The organism is Paenibacillus sp. FSL W8-0426, from assembly GCF_037969725.1.
GTDB classification, from domain to species: domain Bacteria; phylum Bacillota; class Bacilli; order Paenibacillales; family Paenibacillaceae; genus Paenibacillus; species Paenibacillus hubeiensis.
The window spans coordinates 3989064-4009593 of sequence record NZ_CP150203.1; the positions used below are offsets into that span (position 1 = coordinate 3989064).

The 20530-nt window shown below is 48.7% G+C and carries 16 protein-coding genes; 4 read left to right on the forward strand and 12 right to left on the reverse strand.

The genetic code is table 11. The features are described from left to right. Positions 1 to 34: 34 nt before the first annotated feature. Both MKY59_RS17775 and MKY59_RS17780 read right to left on the reverse strand, forming a co-directional pair. Positions 35 to 916 carry a carbohydrate ABC transporter permease gene (locus tag MKY59_RS17775; protein WP_236412317.1) on the reverse strand — a complete coding sequence of 294 codons (882 nt, stop codon included), beginning with the start codon at positions 914 to 916 and terminating at the stop codon, positions 35 to 37. Between the two features lie 15 nt (positions 917 to 931). Continuing rightward, the gene (locus tag MKY59_RS17780) at positions 932 to 1867 is read right to left on the reverse strand and encodes an ABC transporter permease subunit (protein WP_236412926.1); all 936 of its coding nucleotides are present in this window, start codon (positions 1865 to 1867) and stop codon (positions 932 to 934) included. 462 nt (positions 1868 to 2329) lie between these two features. Here MKY59_RS17780 and MKY59_RS17785 point away from each other — a divergent pair, with 462 nt between their 5' ends. Next, positions 2330 to 3397 carry a LacI family DNA-binding transcriptional regulator gene (locus tag MKY59_RS17785; protein ID WP_339272806.1) on the forward strand — a complete coding sequence of 356 codons (1068 nt, stop codon included), beginning with the start codon at positions 2330 to 2332 and terminating at the stop codon, positions 3395 to 3397. 53 nt (positions 3398 to 3450) lie between these two features. Here MKY59_RS17785 and MKY59_RS17790 read toward each other — a convergent pair whose 3' ends face one another. Continuing rightward, positions 3451 to 4032 carry a YetF domain-containing protein gene (locus MKY59_RS17790; RefSeq protein ID WP_339272808.1) on the reverse strand — a complete coding sequence of 194 codons (582 nt, stop codon included), beginning with the start codon at positions 4030 to 4032 and terminating at the stop codon, positions 3451 to 3453. A gap of 227 nt (positions 4033 to 4259) precedes the next feature. Continuing rightward, a complete protein-coding gene (locus MKY59_RS17795; protein WP_236412306.1) occupies positions 4260 to 4400 on the reverse strand; it encodes a YjcZ family sporulation protein in 141 nt (46 codons plus the stop codon). Positions 4401 to 4953: 553 nt separating this feature from the next. Between MKY59_RS17795 and MKY59_RS17800 the strand changes: the two genes are divergently transcribed. Then, positions 4954 to 7962, forward strand: a complete 3009-nt coding sequence (locus MKY59_RS17800) for an ATP-binding protein (RefSeq protein ID WP_339272810.1) — start codon at positions 4954 to 4956, stop codon at positions 7960 to 7962. Between the two features lie 122 nt (positions 7963 to 8084). On the opposite strand, the gene MKY59_RS17805 is transcribed toward MKY59_RS17800, so the two are convergent. The 3 genes from MKY59_RS17805 to MKY59_RS17815 form a co-directional block, all read right to left on the reverse strand. Further along, on the reverse strand, positions 8085 to 10127 hold the full coding sequence (locus MKY59_RS17805) for a serine hydrolase (RefSeq protein ID WP_339272812.1): 2043 nt from the start codon (positions 10125 to 10127) through the stop codon (positions 8085 to 8087). 507 nt (positions 10128 to 10634) lie between these two features. Continuing rightward, complete coding sequence (locus MKY59_RS17810) at positions 10635 to 11915, reverse strand: SGNH/GDSL hydrolase family protein (RefSeq protein ID WP_339272814.1); 1281 nt, start codon at positions 11913 to 11915, stop codon at positions 10635 to 10637. 29 nt (positions 11916 to 11944) lie between these two features. Next, positions 11945 to 13477, reverse strand: coding sequence for a glycoside hydrolase 43 family protein (locus MKY59_RS17815; protein WP_339272816.1), 1533 nt, complete (start codon positions 13475 to 13477; stop codon positions 11945 to 11947). 282 nt (positions 13478 to 13759) lie between these two features. On the opposite strand from MKY59_RS17815, the gene MKY59_RS17820 reads away from it, so the two are divergent. Further along, entirely contained in the window at positions 13760 to 14557 is a 798-nt protein-coding gene (locus MKY59_RS17820; RefSeq protein ID WP_236412301.1) for an AraC family transcriptional regulator, read from the forward strand. Between the two features lie 90 nt (positions 14558 to 14647). On the opposite strand, the gene MKY59_RS17825 is transcribed toward MKY59_RS17820, so the two are convergent. Continuing rightward, positions 14648 to 14935, reverse strand: coding sequence for a WGxxGxxG family protein (locus MKY59_RS17825; RefSeq protein WP_339272820.1), 288 nt, complete (start codon positions 14933 to 14935; stop codon positions 14648 to 14650). A gap of 134 nt (positions 14936 to 15069) precedes the next feature. Further along, positions 15070 to 15924 (reverse strand): manganese catalase family protein, encoded by an 855-nt coding sequence (locus tag MKY59_RS17830; protein WP_339272822.1) that lies wholly within the window; start codon positions 15922 to 15924, stop codon positions 15070 to 15072. Positions 15925 to 16077: 153 nt separating this feature from the next. Here MKY59_RS17830 and MKY59_RS17835 point away from each other — a divergent pair, with 153 nt between their 5' ends. Beyond that, positions 16078 to 16596, forward strand: a complete 519-nt coding sequence (locus tag MKY59_RS17835; protein ID WP_339272824.1) for a DUF3231 family protein — start codon at positions 16078 to 16080, stop codon at positions 16594 to 16596. Positions 16597 to 16805: 209 nt separating this feature from the next. Here MKY59_RS17835 and MKY59_RS17840 read toward each other — a convergent pair whose 3' ends face one another. The 3 genes from MKY59_RS17840 to MKY59_RS17850 form a co-directional block, all read right to left on the reverse strand. Next, entirely contained in the window at positions 16806 to 17768 is a 963-nt protein-coding gene (locus MKY59_RS17840; RefSeq protein ID WP_236412296.1) for a glycosyl hydrolase, read from the reverse strand. 36 nt (positions 17769 to 17804) lie between these two features. Next, positions 17805 to 19487, reverse strand: a complete 1683-nt coding sequence (locus MKY59_RS17845) for an ABC transporter substrate-binding protein (RefSeq protein WP_236412295.1) — start codon at positions 19485 to 19487, stop codon at positions 17805 to 17807. Between the two features lie 91 nt (positions 19488 to 19578). Beyond that, positions 19579 to 20517: a carbohydrate ABC transporter permease gene (locus MKY59_RS17850; RefSeq protein WP_236412294.1), complete on the reverse strand. Its 939-nt coding sequence runs from the start codon at positions 20515 to 20517 to the stop codon at positions 19579 to 19581. Positions 20518 to 20530 lie beyond the last annotated feature (13 nt).

Below are 20530 nucleotides of genomic sequence, written 5' to 3' on the forward strand. Positions count from 1 at the left end.
GTTGGACCCAACTTGCTGTATCTCAGGCAGTTCACTATTTCAGTGAACCGACCATGACACCTTTTTCGAAATATTTCTGGAAAAACGGATACATGATGATCAGCGGCAGACTTGAAATGACAATGGCCGAATATTTGATCATCTCGGAGAGCCGTTTGAGCTCCGCCATCGCAAGCTGATCACTGATCATGCCCGGTGCAGCCTGGTTCTGAATCAGAATGGAGCGCAGGACGAGCTGCAGCGGGTGAAGGTTGGGATTATCAAGGTAAATCATCGCATCAAAATAAGAATTCCACTGCCCTACGAACGCGTACAAAGCGAGGACAAAAATGATCGGTTTCGACAACGGAATGACAATCTGGAAGAAAATTTTCATGTCGGACGCGCCGTCTACGTTCGCGGCTTCTTTGAGTTCCCTGGGTACCCCTTTGAAAAAAGTTCTGGAGAGAATGATGTTCCAGACGTTAACCGCTCCCGGGATGATGATGGCCCAGACGGTATCCAGCATGCCGAGGTTGCGCACGAGCAGATAGGTGGGAATCAAGCCGCCGCCAAAGAACATCGTAATGATAAACAGAACCATGAAGAATCCCCGTCCGGCCAGCCTTTCCTCGGATAATGCATAACCTGCAAAGATCGAGACCGTGACGGTCACGAAGGCAAACGAAACGGAGTACAGCACCGCATTTGCGAAACCTCGAATCATGGCCGGATTGGACAGAATCATCTGGTATCCGTCCAGACTCCAGTCGGATACATTGAAGGACAATCCGCGGTTAAGAAGCACGGTCGGGTCCATGAATGAAGCGATGACGATGTAAATCAGAGGAACGACCACAACCAGTACGGCGCAGGTGAGAAAGATGGCGTTTAACGCAAGAATCAGACGGTCCAGTCCCGTAGGTTTGATTGCCATAGGTAACACTCCTTTCTAGTAAAGGCCTTCGCCTTCGTTCAATTTTTTCACGATCAGATTTACGGTAACGAGCAATATCACATTAATGACGGAGTTAAACAATCCTACCGCCGCAGAATAGGCGTAATCTCCGGACTGCAATCCAACCTTGTAAACATACGTTGCAATAATTTCGGAGGATGGCAGGTTCATGGATGTCTGCATCAGATACGCCTTCTCGAACCCGATGGACATGATCCCGCCGGCAGCAAGAATAAACACGATGGCCATAATCGGACGAATGGTCGGAAGATCGATATGGCGGATACGCTGAAGGAGATTGGCTCCATCCAGATTGGCTGCATTATGAAGCTCCGGATCGACGTTGGCCAAAGCCGCCACATAAATGATCGAAGACCAGCCCGCTCCGGTCCAGATATCGGACAAAATGTATATCCAGCGGAAATATTCGGGTTCGGACATAAACATGATGGGCTGACCGGTAATCCATATGGCGAATTGGTTCACTGGCCCGGTCGGTGATAAAAAGATGAACAGCATGCCCACAACGACCACGACCGAAATGAAATTGGGCGCATACAGAAACAATTGGATGTTCTTCTTCACTCCGGCTTTGCGCACTTGATTCAGCATGAGCGCCAGCAGAATGGGCACCGGAAAACTGAATATCAATCCCAAAAAGCTGAGCTTAAGCGTATTCATGAAAATGACGTCAAAATTGGGCGATGCCAGAAACTTCTCGAAATGCTTCAATCCCACCCAATCGCTGCCCATAATCCCTTTAATCGGACTAAAATCTTTGAATGCGATAATGGCTCCATACATCGGAATGTATTTGAAAACCAACGTCAGGATCAGGGCTGGTGCAAGCAATGCATACAAAAAATAGTTCTTTTTGAGCCGCTGCCATGCATGACCGATGGACGGCCTTTCCCTCAGGCCCCTTTCCATCCCCTTTTTGGTGTCCACTGTGTTATCCACCACGCTACCTCCGTTCATTGATGAAGTTGACAATTGCTCATAGAAAGGGCTTTCAATATTTACAATTGCTCATTTGATATTTTACAATTTATCAGGAAACCTCTCGTTTAGTCAATACATAATGTAAAAAAATAATTGTGCATTTGCTAATTTCTTTTGCGTTTTTTCGCTCATAATTAGATGGGATTGTGAACTCACAGCCCTGAAATCGTCTTTCCAAACCTGTTTCTTCTCGTCTTAACGAGGACCAACCTGTTTTATATCGTATAACCCCTAACTACAAAACCACAAAAAATGGAACCGTCAATATTCAAAATGTAAATTTAATTGTTCATATGTAAAGTCGAGATTGCTATTTACTCCGATATATTATACATTTGACTTAGATAATCATTGGGGATGACTAATTGATCATTAGAGGTGAAGCACGACATGGCAAAAGAGAAAGTCACAATACAGGACATTGCGGATGCTCTGGGCATCTCCAGAAATACGGCTTCCAAAGCGCTGAATGACAGTGGAAACATTCCGGAAGAGACGCGGAACCGGGTCGTTAAAAAAGCCATTGAGTTAAAATATAAACACTTCGCTTATATGGAAAGCGAGCATGTCCTGGGCAAAACGCCGGGCAATATCGCCCTGTTAACCGAAAACCTGCCCAATACGTCTCATTTTGGATCGTTGTTAATCAGCGGTCTGGAAAAAAGGATCAGTGCCGAGGGGTATAATCTCTCGATCCATATCGTGCGTGAAGTCGACCAAGACGCTCTGACGCTTCCGAACAACTTTGATATTTCAAAGGTGGACGGCATTATTTGCATCGAATTGTTCAACTTGGAATATACCCGTCTCATCACGGAGCTCGGCATCCCCACGATCTTTATCGATTGTGCTTCCGACATCTGTTATCCGGATTTTCATGCCGACCTGCTGTTAATGGAGAATGAACATAGCACCTATCAGTTAACCAAAAAATTAATTGATAGCGGCTACAAAAGCATCGGGTTCGCCGGAGACTATAATCACTGCAAAAGCTTCAATGAACGATGGGTGGGCTATCGACGCGCGATGCTGGAATCGGGGCTGCAGGTCGATCCATCCCACTGCATTACGGATAATGATCGGCTGTTCTTCTCGAAGCCTGGTTGGATGAACGAGCGCGTAGCCGCGCTGGAGTCTTTGCCTTCCGCTTATGTATGCGCGAATGACTTCATTGCGGTCGAACTGATCAAGGCTTTGAAAGCAAGAGAGGTGACGGTTCCGCAGAATATTGTGGTATGCGGGTTCGATAACGCACCCGAATCAAGAATTATTGAACCTCCGTTAACGACAGTGCACATTTACAGCAACGAGATGGGGATCAAAGCGGCCGAGATGCTGTTATCCCGGATTGATAACCCGGAACAACCTTATCAGGTCTCGCATATTGCGACCAAACCGATTATACGGGAGTCGACGCCAGCAATTATGCCGGCCAATTCTACTCTTGTAACGGGTTAATCCGATCTAAAAGAAAAACCGACTCTCAGCGAGTCGGTTTATGATTCAGAGCATTATTGAAATTGGCGGGGTTTCTCCTCAACATGAAGTTTTGCTTGAAGGCCGCTCTCTCCGGATAAGGGTTCCGTTTCAGGGTGAGGAAAATAGGCCTCGAACATTCGCTGCAAGTCCTTTCTCGTTACCGGCGCGGCTTCGGGGTACAGCTCATAGCCAAGCTCTCCGTTATTTTCAATGGTACCCGACTTTACATCTTCAACTCGAGAAATGCCTGCCATGCGCAGGCGCTTTTCCAGATCGTCAACAGAAATTCGCAGCTTGTGCAAATTGTTCGTGTCAAGCTTACCTTCGCGGATCACCGACACGCTTTTTCCCTTTAAGATCGATTCCATAACGTTTGAGCGTAAAGTAATCCATTCAACAAGGATGAGGAAACCGATAAAAACGGCAAGTGCCAGAATCGTTTCCTTCATCCCCTTCCCGCTTACTTGAGTGCCAAGCACCGTGCCAATGCTCAATAAAATGATGATTTGAGGAATCGTCATTTGTGAGATGGATTTCCGCCCCGCAATCCTTAAAAAGAGCGTGCCGATGCAAGCTAAAAAAATCGTGCTCCAGAATATCATCCACATTTGCATTCCTCCCGATGTTTCACTGTTCTACAAGCGTTCCCCAAAATAAAGGAAATCATGAGAAAAGCTCCATCGCAAAGTCTGGAGGAAGCCGGCGAGAGCCGAATTCAACTTTCGAGTCTTGGAAAATGAACGTTTTCAAAGAAACATGAAAGAAAGCCGCTAAATTAGCGACTTTCAGGAGAATAATGTTCTAGCCTCGCAACCATAGCGAGAAACGAAATCTCATTTTATTAGACCAAGAACGCCTTGGAGATAATAACCAACAGAATAAAGAGCACAAGAATTGCGCCGATGGAGGTAAAGCCACCGTATGCACCTGCTCCTCCTACATTTCCACTTCCTACTCCATTGCCGTACCCAACATCACTCATTCTTCTTCCTCCTCTTTTGTGGTATAGAATAGATTATTCATGTACATCCGAATTGACAAGGCTACTTGGAAAAAGGGCTTTAAAGAAACTGCAGCGCCTATATAACTCGATATGTCACTCCGTCTTGTACCCTTTCTCCACTCCGGGTTAGAACCACCTTTTTACGGCAATATCCTGCGGCAAATCCTCGGGAGTCACTTCATATGTTAAAATCTTTATAAAGATCAAAAATCACCATAACTGCCGAAAACAGCTTTACGTTTGAAATCGTTACATTTATATTTGAATGTGAGAAATGTAACTACTTTGGCACCCGCCACTATCGAAGTGGGAGAATTCAGACAATACGTTGTTAAAAGGAATGTTAAACATAATGCCCACCAAAAAACATCACCGTGTTAAAGTTGCCAAATTATTCTTGCATATTGTTGTATTTGTTATTTTCCTAAGCATCCTCTTGGGAATCCGCTGGCTTTGGCTCGATACATATGCTCCTCCTTCAGATCAACCGAAAGCCGCCGGCGGAGTTTTGGATCTAAGAGGCTGGGATCTAATGAATTCGAAGCCCATCAACTTAAATGGGGACTGGGCCTTTTATTCGAATACGCTAATCAATGAAACAGAATGGAAAGAGCTAGCGAAGCAGACCTATGCAGAAGTACCCGGGGACTGGAAAAGTGCTAACGGAGCTACATCTTCATTAGGTAACGGTACGTATCGGCTCCGTATATTGCTGGATCGCCCGATTTCGGTCCCCATATCATTATGGGTACAGGGAATCCAATCTGCCGCCACAGTGGATATCAACGATGAAACCGTAGCCAGAATGGGAATGACGGGAGAAGCCGGTCAAGCCTCCTACCTCCCAAACCGCAGCTCTTTCATCGTCGATTACATGCCTGACCCTGATGCTCGTGAGCTGGATATCATCATCCGTGTCGCCAACAATGAACATCCGTTTTTGGGAGGTATAGTAAAACCGATCAAGTTCGGAACACACATCGCGATCCAGAAGGAAAACGGAACCTCCGTGGACCTTCAGCTTGTCATGTTTGTTGTCTTGATGCTCCACGGCGTATATGCTTTCATCTTGTACACATTCAATCCGAGGCAGCGGTCCATACTTGATTTCTTCTTGCTGCTGCTCGCAGCCGCTTTAACCGTTGTACTATCCAACGACACCCTATTGGTTAGATGGTTACCGATCAACTATGAATGGGAAGTCAAGTTAGCCATGCTTTCGTACTCCTGGCTGTCCTATTTTATCTGGAAGCTGAGCCGCAGCATTACCTCTTCGAAGCCTAGAGTATGGTTTACGATATTCAGTTCATTTTTTGTCCTTTACACGGCCGTGATCTTCATCGCCCCCGTGCCTTGGGTTCATTTTCTCTCCAAGTACCGGGTGTTTGCCGTATTTTACCTATTCCCCATCCTGCACTCGCTTCTGTTATTCGCCAAAATGGTCATCCATCGCAAGGAAGGTTCCATTTTTTTGCTTCTTTCGGCCAGCGGCGTATTAGCAAGTTCACTCTGGGGTTCTATAGGGAGATATCAGGAACTCCCTGCCGTGTATTATCCGGTCGATGTACTCGCAGCCATTATCGGTTTTTCCGCCTACTGGTTTAAGCAGTATTTTCGTAATGTCCGCCAAATCAGCAAATTGAACGGCAAGCTGAAGATAGCGGACCAAATGAAGGATCGTTTTCTAGCCAATACGTCTCATGAATTACGGACACCGCTGCACGGAATATTGAATATTTCCATCGGTCTGGCAGAACGCGAGAAAGAAAAGCTTAGCAAGCAGAGCAACGAAGACCTGAGCCTTTTGATTACGATCAGCCGCCGGATGTCGTATTTGATCAATGACTTACTGGATGCCATCCTTCTTCAGGAGAAACGAATCCAGCTGCAGACCAGCAGCGTTTCCCTCGTTTCCGTCGTCAAGGGGGTGTTCGGTTTATTAAAATATATGACCGAAGGCAAACCTGTCCGGCTGATCATGGATATTCCGGATTCGCTCCCCGTCGTTCAGGCAGATGAGAAACGGTTGAGTCAAGTTTTCATTAATTTGGTGCACAATGCGATAAAGTACACGGAGAAGGGCTCCATCACCGTATCAGCCGTTGCAAACGGCAGTACAATGACCATCATGGTATCCGATACAGGAGTCGGGATGGACCAAGAAACGATGCAGCGGGTATTTCTTCGATATGAACAAGGCGATCAAGGGTTAAACGAGGCGCAGGGAATCGGGCTTGGCCTGAACATCAGCAGGGAGCTCGTAGAGCTGCACGGCGGCGAACTTACCGTTTCATCCGAACCGGGAAAAGGAACGACGTTTTCCTTTACCCTGCCGCTGGCGGATACTGCTGCAGATCGCTTTGTATCGCAAACAGTGTTGCCGGTAGTCGGGGAAGATGCTTACTACGAGCTAACAGCTAGCCAAGAATTCAATAAAAATGATGATTCGATGGGAATGCCGCCAGCCTTTCTGTCGAATAAACATCCCGTTCAGATCTTGGCTGTGGATGACGACCCTGTAAACTTGAGAATTTTGGCCGGCTTGCTCTCTGTAGAACCGTACCATTTGAGATGTACAGTTTCGGTTGCCGAAGCGCTCGAGCTTCTCGGTTCGCAATCCTGGGATCTGCTTATTACGGACGTCATGATGCCGGAAATGTCAGGCTATGACCTTACTCGCGCTGTAAGAACCCGTTATAATGCTTCAGAACTTCCTGTGCTGCTGTTAACGGCGCGAAGCGAACCGGCCGATGTGTATGCCGGTTTCCAGTCCGGTGCTAACGATTATGTAACGAAGCCGGTTGATCCGGTGGAATTAAGATACCGAATCCATTCCTTGATCACATTGAAGCATACGGTCGACGACCGCATGCAAATGGAAGCTGCTTATATGCAAGCTCAGATCCACCCTCACTTTTTGTTCAACACGTTAAATACGATCGTGGCGCTTAGCGACATCGATATTAAACGCATGCAGAACCTGGTGCAGTCATTCAGTTCCTACTTGCAAATCAGTTTCAGTTACGGAAATCGGGATCGGCTGGTACCGCTGCAGCAGGAGCTGGAGCTTGTGCAAGCTTACTTATACGTAGAAAAAGAGAGGCATGGAGATCGTCTTAACGTTGTATGGGAGGTTGACTCGGAAGTGAACGCCCTCATCCCGCCGCTGGCCATTCAGCCGATCGTGGAGAATGCCGTTCGGCATGGTATGATGGCAAAAGTCAACGGAGGCACAATATGGATTCGAATTGCTCGGGATGCAGACTCGATATCGATTGAATTGAAAGATGACGGGCCTGGTATGGAACCTGATACAGTTGCCCAATTACTGAATGCTCCTCATCCGGGGGACAGAGGGATCGGAATTTACAACACGAACCGTCGACTGATGCAAACCTTTGGCAGCGGGTTGGTCATCCAAAGCGTTAAACATCAAGGTACCACCGTTTCTTTTAAAATCCCGGCCGATTCGCAGGTGATTAAGGATTCTTTCAACCCATTAAACGTTTATGACATAAACAGAAATTCAAATCGACATTGATGCAGTCTGTGAATGAATAGAAAGAAACGACCTGGATGACGATTTCACAATAAAAGCAGCGGATTTCCGTTAAAGCGGAAAGCGCTGCTTTATTGTTACTTGCTCCGTAGCGGATATGTTTATTATAATCCGGATATCAGAACTTGAATAAACCGATCCCAAATGACGGCAGCTTCCTTGCGCAGCAGTGAATCTTGCGACCGGTAGTTTACGACCCCCGTATTGCTAGTGGTTACATCAGGACCATAGATCCCCGCTCCCACGACAAATTTGACGGCTTCTTCAGCCCAGGGAGCAGGATGATCGGCGATCTTCGCCGAAATCTTGGGCATGTTAAAGCTTGAAGAAAGCCTCCAGAGAATCGTAGCCGCTTCTTGACGGGTAATGATACGATCCGGATGGAACATTTCATCGGAAGTGCCTGTCAATACTCCGATTTCTGCGAGTTTCTGAATCGAAGCTCCGTATTTGTGTCCTTCGATATCTTTAAAAAATGGCGGCTTTTCAGAAGGTTTTACATTGGCAAACTTCAACAATTGGTTTGCAAATTCACCTCTCGTAACAGCCTCTTCCGGAAAGAAACGGGAGTCTTGCTTTTCGTTGTCGTCTTGCATGAACAGTTTGGCAGAGGTATATATAGCCTCCGAGTATGCGTCATTACCTACGTCAACGTATTTAGGAAGATCCGGGATTTTAGCAAACCATGAGTCGGGTGCAATGTAATCCAGATCGATGATTTCTCCCTCGTCATCCTTCTTGAATGCAGCTTGATTGCCCTCTTCATCGACGAATAACAGATCCCCGACGGGTTTTAACGTATGTGTTCCATTCGGACCGGAAATCGAAAGCTTTCCCGCTTGTTTCTTGATATCAAAAAACAGGAAAGGCTGCCGAAGATGGCGATATGTTCCGACAAACGCATCCAGCTCATTGGCATCGAGCGGCCACTCTTGTTCTTCCTGCTTTTCTTGGGGGAAATAATGGTCCATAAATGCAGTGAACAATTCTTCCCTTATGTCTTGACTCGCGTCACTGTTCGTAATGACAAAACCACCCACTTTTTGATCCGGCATTAACCACATCCAGGAATGATATCCGGGCAGATCCCCTCCTTTTCCAATAACCAATTGGCCATTGTAGGCGTGGCGATAAAATTTTTCGAATCCTAAAGCCATCGTGGGCACCTGCTCTTGAATGGACACCTGCGTGCGATGCATTTCCTCTGTCGTTGATGTAGAGAGGATCTCGGCATTGCCGAGCCTGCCTCCATTCAAATGGGCCAACATAAATCGAGCCATGTCGCTGCTCGTGCCAAACATTCCTCCGTCCGGGACAATAAAAGGAACGTTCGGATACTGCTCCTTGGGTTGGCCATCGGCACCGTAACCTGTAGCCAGATTTTTTTTGATTTGTTCCGTCATGCGGAAATCACTGTTATTCATTCCTAGAGGTGCAAAAACGTGCTTCTGCACATATTCCTCAAAAGGATCACCTGCTACTTGCTGAAGAATGTATCCCTGGAGATTAAAAGCAAAGTTATCATACCGGTAACTCTCACCTGGTGTTCTTACAACGGTCGGCATGTTTTCTTGAATAAATTGTTCTAAAGACTGTTCTTCGTTATTCGATGAAATGTAATCCGTATAATCGAAGCCAGTGGTATGCGTCATTAAATGTCTCATGGTCAGGGGGCTTCCAGTCTGGTTCTTGATGGGGATTCCTTCAAGATATTGTTCTATATTTTCGTCGAGATCGATCTTCCCCTGCTCAACGAGCCGCATTACCGCAGTCGCAGTCATTACTTTCGAGATGGAGGCCATTCGAAAAATCGTCTGATCAGGATCGACCAAAGATTTCGTTTCCAGGTCGGAAAAACCGTACCCTTTGTTTAACAACACCTTGTTATCTGCAACAACTACAAAGGCTGCACCGACAAGTTTCTTTTGGATATCAGGCCGGTTAAAAAATTCATCCGCAAATTGCTCCACTTCGGCCGCAGTCGACGGCCCTTGATCATGGAGGGTTTGTTCTAATCCGGACCTGTTTTCGCTCCCGGCGACGGAGTACCCAAATGCCGTCTGACCTGATATTAGTGCAGCCATCAATAAGCTTACCGTAATCAGATTAAGTTTCTTTGAAGCCCGTAGGCCTCTTCTCTTTTCCATCGGATAACCTCGTTTCTAAAGGAATTGTTATTTTCACTTATATAAACCGCACTAATCAATCACACTAGGGCTCTGCGAACGCAGCACCATCTTCCGATCGCGGTTATCCCCAGTTTTTTTTGGTTCCCCTTTTCTAAGGGGAAAATCCGGTGATAAGCCTATGCTTCCGATACAGCTTTCTTTCAGAAAGCTTTTTAGAACGCTTCGCTTCTCCAGATCGGTTCTGCCTCTTCGTTAACGTGTGTTTGTTTTTTTGCGGTTTATATAAATATTTTATTTATTAAACCTTTATTTTCCATCCGTCTCGAGAAGGATTATACCTACGATTAAAGACGGAGCCGTTTCTCGCGGCTGCGCCCCGCTCTATTCATGCTGCATTTGTCCTAGCCGTTCGGAAGCGCCCTCACGGGAGATTTTCCCGGTTGCCCCTTCCGTACATCGCCGAAAAACCTCCGGGCATGTACCCCGAAGGTTTGTGAAGTGTTTCTCTCTTTTTGTTTCGCCGATTTACGGCACGTACCCGAAACCCAGTATCGTAAACGACCGGTCCGCATGGTGATCCGCCATGGAAATTTCCACGATGCGTTCCTCCGTTTCCTCTTCATCGCAGATCAACATCGCGTGGCAGCGCGTCCAATGAACCTGATGAGGATCGGCAGTCCTCACGAATGCGCCGTTCACCCGAACGTTGGCCGTTCCAAACTCGTCGCTTCCGGAATCTTTGAAAACCATGATAAGCCGTTTGGCTCGTAAAGTCATTCGAAACGGCGCTTTGCCTGCGGAAGCCGTATGCATCCAGTTATCGGGAAACAGTGGCGTGCCGTGCGAATGATCGTCCAATTCGGTCCGCTGCAGGTCCTTATCCGTCTCACAGAAACCACCCGCATCGACCCGGGCGACTGTGCCGGCATGTTTTCGGTCGATCAGCTTCATGCCGACGAACCGGTCGCCGATGAGCGGCGGCAGGGCTTGCAGATCGTTCTCTGCATCAAGGAAGGAATGATGCGTCGTCTCGAACAGCCAGCCCAGACAGTCGGCCATGATTTGGTGCCCGGCATTGGTCGGATGATAGATATCATGGAAAAACTGCGCTTTGCCGATGACCCGGCCTTCCTCCTCGCTCCGTCCGAACTGCTCCACGACGGCATCTTTAATGCTCACCATCGGCAGCTCATAATGCCATCCTAAGGGGGCGAGGCGGTCCTGAAGATTCCAGTCATTCTCGAACACGCTGAACAGCAAGATGACCGCCGGTTTGTTGTCCGCCTGCAGCGCCTGCAGCACCAGACTCTCGTAACATACGCCCCCGGTCTCGTCGTCGGCATCGTTGACCGCAAACTCCACGACGACGACATCCGGCTGAACCGTGCCTTCCCGGAGCACGTCCCGCTCGTAGCGGACGATGCCCAGCTCGGAAGGAGTACCGCCGACGCCTGCCTTGATCAGGCGAACCTTGCCTTCGTCCGCAGGTGCGAACATGCTTCGGAAAAGGTCGAAAGACCGATATGCGTAACAGTTCAGGTGCAGGGGCGCCGCCCCCGCCCCGTGCGTAATGGACCCGCCGATATAAGCGATCGTTACGGGTTTGCCGTCTCGAGCGTTGTCGATGGCCCGTTTTAATCGGGCATTGTTGCCCTTGTTCAGCAGCGAAGAAGCGATCATTTCCCGGTAGGCGAGGGAATCGCGGTTCAATGCCGCATGGTCTGTTGCATCCGGAATACCGATCGGATCTCGCGGCGCTTTGGGACCTTCCGATGGTTGTACCGATCCTGATGGGGGGTCAAACATGGCTCATCCTTCCTTTCCTCGTCACGGGGTCATTTCACTTTGTATTCGAAATTCGAGAAATCGGCCCAGCCTCCGGCCGCCTGGGTCGAGAACATGAACAAGCCGATCCGGCAGCCCATGAAATGGTCGAGCTTATAGATCATCTTGTGTGGCGTGCCCAGCTGCACCCATTCGTTTTCGTCTTCGTAGTAGAAGGTGCATTCGTCCTGATTGTTCGCAAACTGGCCATAGGCTCTGAGCGTAACCCGGGGGCTCGCCACGGGAACTCTCGCATGCTCCGCGGCCGGCTGAGCGTCGATCAGGCTGCCGAAAATCGAGGCATCCTCCGCCTCCCGTGCCGCCATGACCAAATAAAACCGGCCGTGCTCTTTCGTGAGCCCGATGAATCCGTAAGTGCCGATCAAAAAGCATAACCCCGCATAATCCCCGTCGCTCAGGCCGCTTCCATCGAGCGTAACCGTTGCTTCGCACGCAGGCCCCATTGCACGCTGCGTCAGCGTATTCACCGCGAACGTCAGATTGGGGCGGATCTGCCCGGTCCGAATCCGGTACGCGCCCGGTTTCTCGGTTACGGACCAAAGTGCGTCGTCGGGAGTATGGTTCCATTGCCACACGTCCTTCAGCCGCACCCGGCCATCGTCCTGTTTTTCGTAGCGAAAATCGTCGCTATCCACCAAGGGTTTGTACACATACCCCGGACGGGTGCTCGGTATGTCGATTTCCTTCGGCGCTTCCGAGGCAAAGACCGGGGTGCCGTCTTCAAAGTGCAGCGGCACCAGAACGGGAATGCGGCCGACCGCGCCATGGTCCTGAAACAGCATCGCATACCAATCGCCGTCCGGGGTATCCACGATGCCTCCCTGCGCGATGCCTGAATTGAAATACCCCATGTCGTCGTTGAATACGTCCCCGCCGGCAAACTCCCCGTTCAGGTCATCGGCTATGTAACACGCCTGCGTCCTGCGTCCTGCCGCCTTGGTCAAATGAATGAGAAACACGTAATACCGGCCGCCGATTTTGTAAAAATGCGCTCCTTCATAGCCCAGATGATAAGGCTGACGGTCTTCGACGATGATGCGGTCCAATCCGCCGGGCTTCGGTCCGGACAAGTCCGCGTTCAGCTCGGTCAGGCGGATCTTGGCATTGCCGTACACCAGATAAGCCTTGTCGTCTTCATCAAAGAACAATGAACAGTCATGATAAAAACCGTCGATATGGCGTTTGCTCCAGGGTCCCGTTACCGACGCCGCCGTGTATAAATACGTTTTGCCCGTGTCGTTCGCGACGAAAACGACGTAAAACGTGCCTTTGTGGTAACGGAGCGAGGCAGCCCACATCCCTTTCCCGTAAATGTGCCTGCCGTCCTCCAGCCGCTGGGCAGGCGTATCGTCAAGCCTGTCGTACACATGGGTGGCCACTTCCCAGTTGATCAAGTCATACGAACGAAGAATGACGCAGCCCGGCATCATGTGCATCGTCGTGCTGACCATATAATAGGTGTCCTCCACCCGGATCACGTCCAAGTCCGGATAGTCGGCCCATAGAATCGGATTTACATGCATATTACACTTTGCTCCCTTCCTTCGATGCTTCAATGTGATTTCAGCCGAAAGATGACGGCGCTTTCACTTCCGGCATTGTTTTCTGTTATGATGGATGCATGTCCAGTTTATTGATCAATTCACATACCGAATCAAGGATCGGGATGAATAACGAATTTAGGACTCCTTTGTCTCACTTGCTTTAATCCAAGCATATCCATTAAATAGTATAGAGCAGAATGCGCTTCCAAAGAATGATCTATGCTTACAAAAAATTGATCTATCCTGCGATAGGAGGAAATGATGACAACCATTTTCTATGCCGGCTATGATGCCGCCCATCCGTCCGATTTCGTCTACGACATTCCGAAAGGGCATGATTTCTGGCTGCTGATCCATGCGCATACGCCGGCCGAGTTTTGGGTGAACGGCGAAATCAAGGCCTATCCTGCCCACTGCGCCGTGCTCTATCCGCCCCACCGGAAAATTTTGTACCGCGCCTGTTCGGAACGATACGTCAATGATTGGGTTCGCTTTGATTCCCGCGAGCCTTATGTACTGGAAACGACGCTGCCGCTAGGCGTGCCGATTCCGCTGAAAGATCCGGCATACTGCCATCAGCTGTTCCAGCTTCTGGTGACCGAGCATTTCCTCGAAAGCGATTATCACGAGCTGTCGATCGATTACCTGTTCCGGATCTTGTTCAACAAACTGCTCGAAGCCTCGCAGTCCAACGAATCTACGCCGCATTACCAGAACCTGCTGGACTTGCGAAAGGCGATTCATAACCAACCCGGCCGAGATTGGTCGGTAGCCGAAATGGCCAGACAGGTCCATCTTAGCCCAGGCTACCTGCAATCGTTATACAGGGCCACATTCGGCCTTTCCTGCATGGACGACGTCATTCAATCCCGAATTCGATTGGCGAAGGAACGGCTCGTTCACGGTCATTCCCGCATATCGGACATCAGCGAGCTCTGCGGTTACCGGAACGTCGAGCATTTCTCCAGGCAATTCAGGAAACTGGCGGGCTGCACGCCTCGCGCCTACCGCCGTTCCGCTCATGCCGGTTTGGCCGAGACGACAAGCAAATCATTATAAATGCAAAAAAGTCGCTATAGTAGCGACTTAAATGACTTGAATATGGTAGTATCGTGTATCATCTTTGGCATTTAAAATACCACTTGCGGTTTATCGATTGGAACGATCCGGATCCGATACTCTTTTTCGCATGCCGGCTAATCCAAACAATCCTAACAAGCCGAGCCAGCCCCAATCGATACCTCTGTTGTTGTCGGTGGTTGTAGCTGAGTTCGCTCTGACGTTGTTCGTATTATACCTTGCATCATGGGTATACACGGTATTTTGGTCATTCACAGCAGCCGTCGAAACTTGTGTTGCTTCTTGAGCAGATACCGGAATTGCCAAAGCGAAAACGAAAAGAAATGTTGCAATAACAGCCGATATTTTTTTCTTCAAGATTAGCCCTCCTTATTGGTTATGGCTTTAGCATCTCCAACATGTCGGTTCATATTCTACATCATTTTTCCACCGTTTTTATCAAACGGGGTTGCATGCATAAGGTGCATGATACAGCGGCATTTTTCAACGGTTTACGCGTTCAAATCATGCAAGCCGGGACTGTGCTCATTAGGAAGCTCCGGCATTTGTGGAAGCGGAAACCCCTGCGGAGGATCGGTCACACGAAGCTGTCCGCCATTTCGGCTTGGGGTTTGTCCATCGAATATTTCCGCAATGCGGGTCTGATCCAAGCGGAAGTTGAACTGGGCATTGTGAAAGCCGAGATCTACATACTTCCGGCATTCCGGATATTTGTTAATATCGTAATTGGGTATGGGGAACAGCTTGCCCCACTGAACGCCTAACGTCTCCAGCGCTTTTGCGAATGCATTCTGGTGCGCATTATCGCGAACGATGAGAAAAGCCAACGTTTCCCGGAACGCTTTATTGGTGCTCATTTCATAAATTCGCGATTTCTGAAGAACCCCCGTGGATTCCAACACCACGTTATCCAGCAGGTTGCTTACGAGGTTACCGTGATCATATACATAGTTCCCCAGCCAAGGATTGCCTGCAGCATCCACAGGCAGCGAGCTTTGGGCCCCCATAATGTAATGATGAGGATTGGCATGTTTAATCGCTTCGTCCAGCGGAGCGCCGTCAACGCCTGCATTGCCTGCACCCTCGGCACCTGCCCCGGTCAACAATTGATTGATCGTTTGTTGAACCAGTTCGACATGGCTTAGTTCCTCGAGAAAGATGCCGCGGATCAAATCCCGGAACTGCGTTGCTTTGCCCCGGAAATTGCTGCTTTGGAAGAAAAATTGCATCATGGTACGCATTTCCCCGAATTGCCCGCCAAGCGTTTCTTGCAGCACTTTCGCCGCTGCCGGATCAGGCTTGTCCGGGACAATCATGTTAATGAGATCTTCACGATAAAAAAACATGCTTTTCCTCCATTCAAGTGAATTACCGCTTTAGCTTCCGGCTGCATTTGTGATTTTATGTGAAATGGAGCCTAACCAATGTTTGGTTGTACATGCATAGATCTCTTGATCATGGAAAGCATAAACCCGTAAAAATCGAGGAGGGATTATAAGATGGGTATTTTGAGCGGCAATCCGAAAAATGAACCGATGCATTACGGGGAGATTTTCAGCATATGGCAATGTTCCGTGGCAGCCAAGGGAGCGGTATCCTGTTATCAGGCCTATCTGAATCATGCCGGTGATCAGGATTTGAAAAAGATTTTGGATACTTTATTGGATCAAGCAAAACTGGAGATCAAAGAATGTGACACCTTGCTGACCGAAAACGGAATTACTCCTGCTCCCGTTTTGCCGGAAAGGCCCCCTGTGAAATGGGAAGATATTCCGGTTGGAGCGAGATTCACGGATCCTGAAATAGCGGCAAAGATTGCAGCCGATAACGCATTAGGGTTGGTTGCAGCCAGCCAAGGCATGGGTCAATCCATCCGAGAGGACATCGGGGCATTGTTCGCCAAATATCATGTCACTAAAACGGCATTGGGCGTAAAGATTCTGCAAATGAATAAAGAAAAAGGGTGGCTTGTGCCACCACCTCTTCAAGTTAAACGACCTGATTCTGATGAAAAATAGGTTTCAATTCATGCTTCTCCAGCAGGATTTCGGTGGAACCGATGATATTCCGAAAGGCATTGTTTAAATGTCAGGAATAGGGGCCATACTTGTATGGACCCTCCCCCACAAGCATGGGCGATGAAGGCTCTACCGGCATGAAGCCAGTAGAGCCTTTTAGTTTGGTCACGACATCCAGGTCGGATTCCCTGCATATTGAAATCAACTCTTCAATAAAGCTGCGGCAGCTTGTCTAGCGTGATCGCATAGTCGCAGTGATACGCGCTGCGCAGCTCTTCATTGGTCGTGAACTTTTCCGTTCTGGCAAAATCCTGAGACCAAGTCATAAACCACAGCCACGGAATACGCGAGGCGGATAAGTCTCTGATACTCGGAATCGGACCGATCTCTCCGATCGCGGCAAGTTTTGGGGTTGGTGTAATGCCAACCAGTTCCTCGTATTCCTTGCGCAAATCGGTATGTTGGTGAGCCGGGGGATACATATCTCTCGAAATGATGTCAACCACGTCATCTCCAACATAACCTTCGGCCAACGGTGAGTTCCACACCCAAATCAAATTCGTCAGCGCATGATGATTCGTATACCTTTCATACATGATCCGGTATAACTGTTTCGCAATGGTTGGACCTTGGCTCCCCCACCAGAACCAGGTTCCTTCCGATTCATGAAAGGGTCTCCACAAGATCGGAATGCGTTTGTCGCAAAATTCCCGCAGAATTTCGGCCATGTGGTCCATATCGGACAGCAAGGCTTTGTATTCCGGCGTCCCTTCCACGATCGCTTTCTTCACGTTAAAGTCCGTATGTTCCGTATAGAAGCTTTTATCCCGCCCGCGAAGTGGAGAAAACCAATGCCATGTGAACGTAAGCAAGCCTTTGTTATTCTGCACCCATTCCCAAGCTTTTTGCAGCGTATCCTGATTTTCGGAAACTTCCAGCAAACAGTCTTCGCCACTGTCTTCATAATTGATGTTCGGAGAATAACCCAGAAGTTCGAATCCGCATAGCGCTGGCAGCTTTCCCGTTACTTGATGGATATAGTCCAATTCCTCTTGCGCCATCGTTTGTGTGTGCTGTCCAGTAATGATGCCTTTCCCCTGAATCTCGCTGAAATAGTTCAGTACGGACCGTACTTCATCCGAAGCTTTAGGATTGCAAGGTATCGATTTCATATTGTCCTGCCTTTCTGTCGATCATATATCGAGTGCTTATTGACCACTCCACAGCTTAACGCGGTCTTTGACGTATTGGCCAAAAGCCTCTTCCATTTCTTCTACACCTGCTTTGTCCAGCTCCGCCATGTACTCGTCCCAGACTTTATCGAAGTTTTCCGGTTTGGCCATAACGGCTTCCGGAATTCGTTTCCATGTGATATCCTTCATTTTGGCCATAAGAATGGTCGCCTTGCTATCGCTTGGCAGAGCAATATTGTACACTGCGCCGGCTTTTCTTTCAGGAAACTCTTCTTCTTTCGGGAAAAGATCTCTCCAGTGCTCGACGTTGTACGCAGCCAAGGCTTCTTTTTCGGGTGCGCTGTACGTAGCAGTCAGGAGATCACTGTTGGTTTTCGTAAAGTAATTTCCAGTAGAATCCTTGATTCCGTCGCCATAATGAACCGAAAGGTTCCAATACAGGCCGAGGCCCGATTCCTTCATGTAAGCACTGCCTTCTTGATCCATCTTTTCTTGCACGTCTTGCGGTACGACTCTTTTTCCATCCTGAACGATGTAATCTTGTCCTTCGATCCCCCAGTTCATAAGGATCTGTCCCTCTTCCGAAGCAAGATAGTCGAGAAATTTTATGGCGGCTACGGGATCCTTGCATTCGCTGGAAATCGCTATGCCGTATCCTCCGTCAAAACCGGCTGACCAAAAGTTGGTATCCTTATACTCCTTGGACAACGTTACCGGATAATGGCCGTAGGTTTGATCGAATTTACCGGCAGCCTTCAGAGCCTGCTGCGCATCGCCATAGTCCCATGCGGGGTCGATCAGTCCAAGCACCCGCCCGGACGAAACTTTGGATTTGAACTGGTCCGTCTTTTGAACAAAGCTTTCTTTATCCAGCAAACCTATATCGTTCATGTGGTTCAGCCAACGGAAATATTCCCGTTCCTCCGGACGGCGGAAATGGTAGGTGACATCGAATGTTTCCTGATCCACATAGTACTCGCCGTCATCTGGCGCGCCTGTCGTGAAGAATCCCATGTTCGTTACTTGATACATATGCCAATCGTCCGCGTTAATGGTCAATCCGATATTTTTATTGCCGTTTTCATCGGTTGGATGTTTGGCCAAATAGTCCGTAATCACCTTTTCGTAGTCCTTCACCGTACGAATTTCGGGATAGCCTGCTTCTTTGACGACGCGATGCTGAAGCTGGAAGCCGCCGTCGGCTTTGAATTTTCGCTCATCGACCGCAGACCAGGTCGGAATGGCATAAATGGCCTGATCTTCCAAACTGTATTTGGCGCGAACAAGCTTGTCGCCCAGCATTTTTTTAATATTAGGAGCATGCTCCTCAATCAGGTCCGTCAGGTCGAGGACTGCACCGACATCCACCAGCTTGCCGAGGTCCGCTTTGGCGGCAATGAGATCAGGAACTTCACCGGTGGCAGCCATGATGGATACCTTTTGCACAGGGTCACCTACCGCGAATTCGGCATCCAGCACGACGCCGGTTTTCTCCGTGATGACCTTGCCTATACGGTCCTGCATATTATTCCAGTTCGGACTTCCGTCCTCGGAAAAATAAGTAAGGGTAATTGGACCCGTGCCGTTTCCGCCCTTGGCGGATTCCCCATCCCCACTTCCTGAACAGGCCGCGAGCTGACTAAGCAAAAGACCAGCCGCCAGCAGTGAAACCGCTGTTTTTCGGGTACGCTTTTTCATAAAAACAAACACTCCCCATTTTAAATTAAACGAAGTTATACAGGTCAACAGGATACCGCGATGATCCAAGGGCATGTTCCTGCTCGCCCGATCAGCTCTTGACGGCACCCAGCGTCATGCCTTTCACGAAGTACTTCTGCAAGAAAGGATAAACGATGAGAATCGGAACCGTAGCTATGATGGTAATCGCCATTTTGACGGAGTCCGGAGATACTTGGGTTACCAGTTGAGACATGTTCTCCCCGCGGACGTCGTTAGCGTTGGTCGTCGTGCTCTGAAGCACTTTCATCAGCTCATACTGCAGCGTCGTCAGAGAGTCATTGGAACCATTATAAAGGTACGTATCGAACCATGAATTCCATTGTCCCACAGCGAGGAACAACGCCACCGTTGCGAGAGCAGGCTTGGTAAGCGGGAGAATGACACGCCAGTAAATGGTGAAATCGTTCGCCCCGTCAAGCTTGGCTGATTCTTGCAGAGCATAAGGAATGCCGTCGATGAACGAACGGATGATAAAGATGTTGAAGGCGCTTACGAGTCCAGGCAAAATATAAACAGCGAACGTATTGATCAGATCCAGGTTTTTGATCAGAATAAAGCCCGGAATCAAGCCGCCGGATACATACATTGTGATCGCCAGAAATACGGATACAAAACGCCGTCCCTGAAATTCCTTGCGCGCCAGTGTATAAGCAACCATCGATCCGCTGACAAGACCTGCCAGCGTACCTATGACCGTTCGAAGCACCGAGATTTTAAATCCGGTGATCAACCCGTCGTAACTAAAGATGAGCTTATAATTTTCCAGAGTGAATTGTCTAGGGAAAATCGATATCCCACCCCGAACGGTATCTACGGAATCGTTAAAGGAAATAGCGAGCACGTTGAGAAACGGATATAGCGTGGCGATTGTAACGATTCCAATAAACACGTAGACAAAGGTATCAAAAATCCAGTCTTGGGGGGATTTGGCGGCAATCTTCGGTCGTTTGGGTTTGATGGAAGATGCTGTCGGCCCGGATGCGTCCATGTCTGTTCCTCCT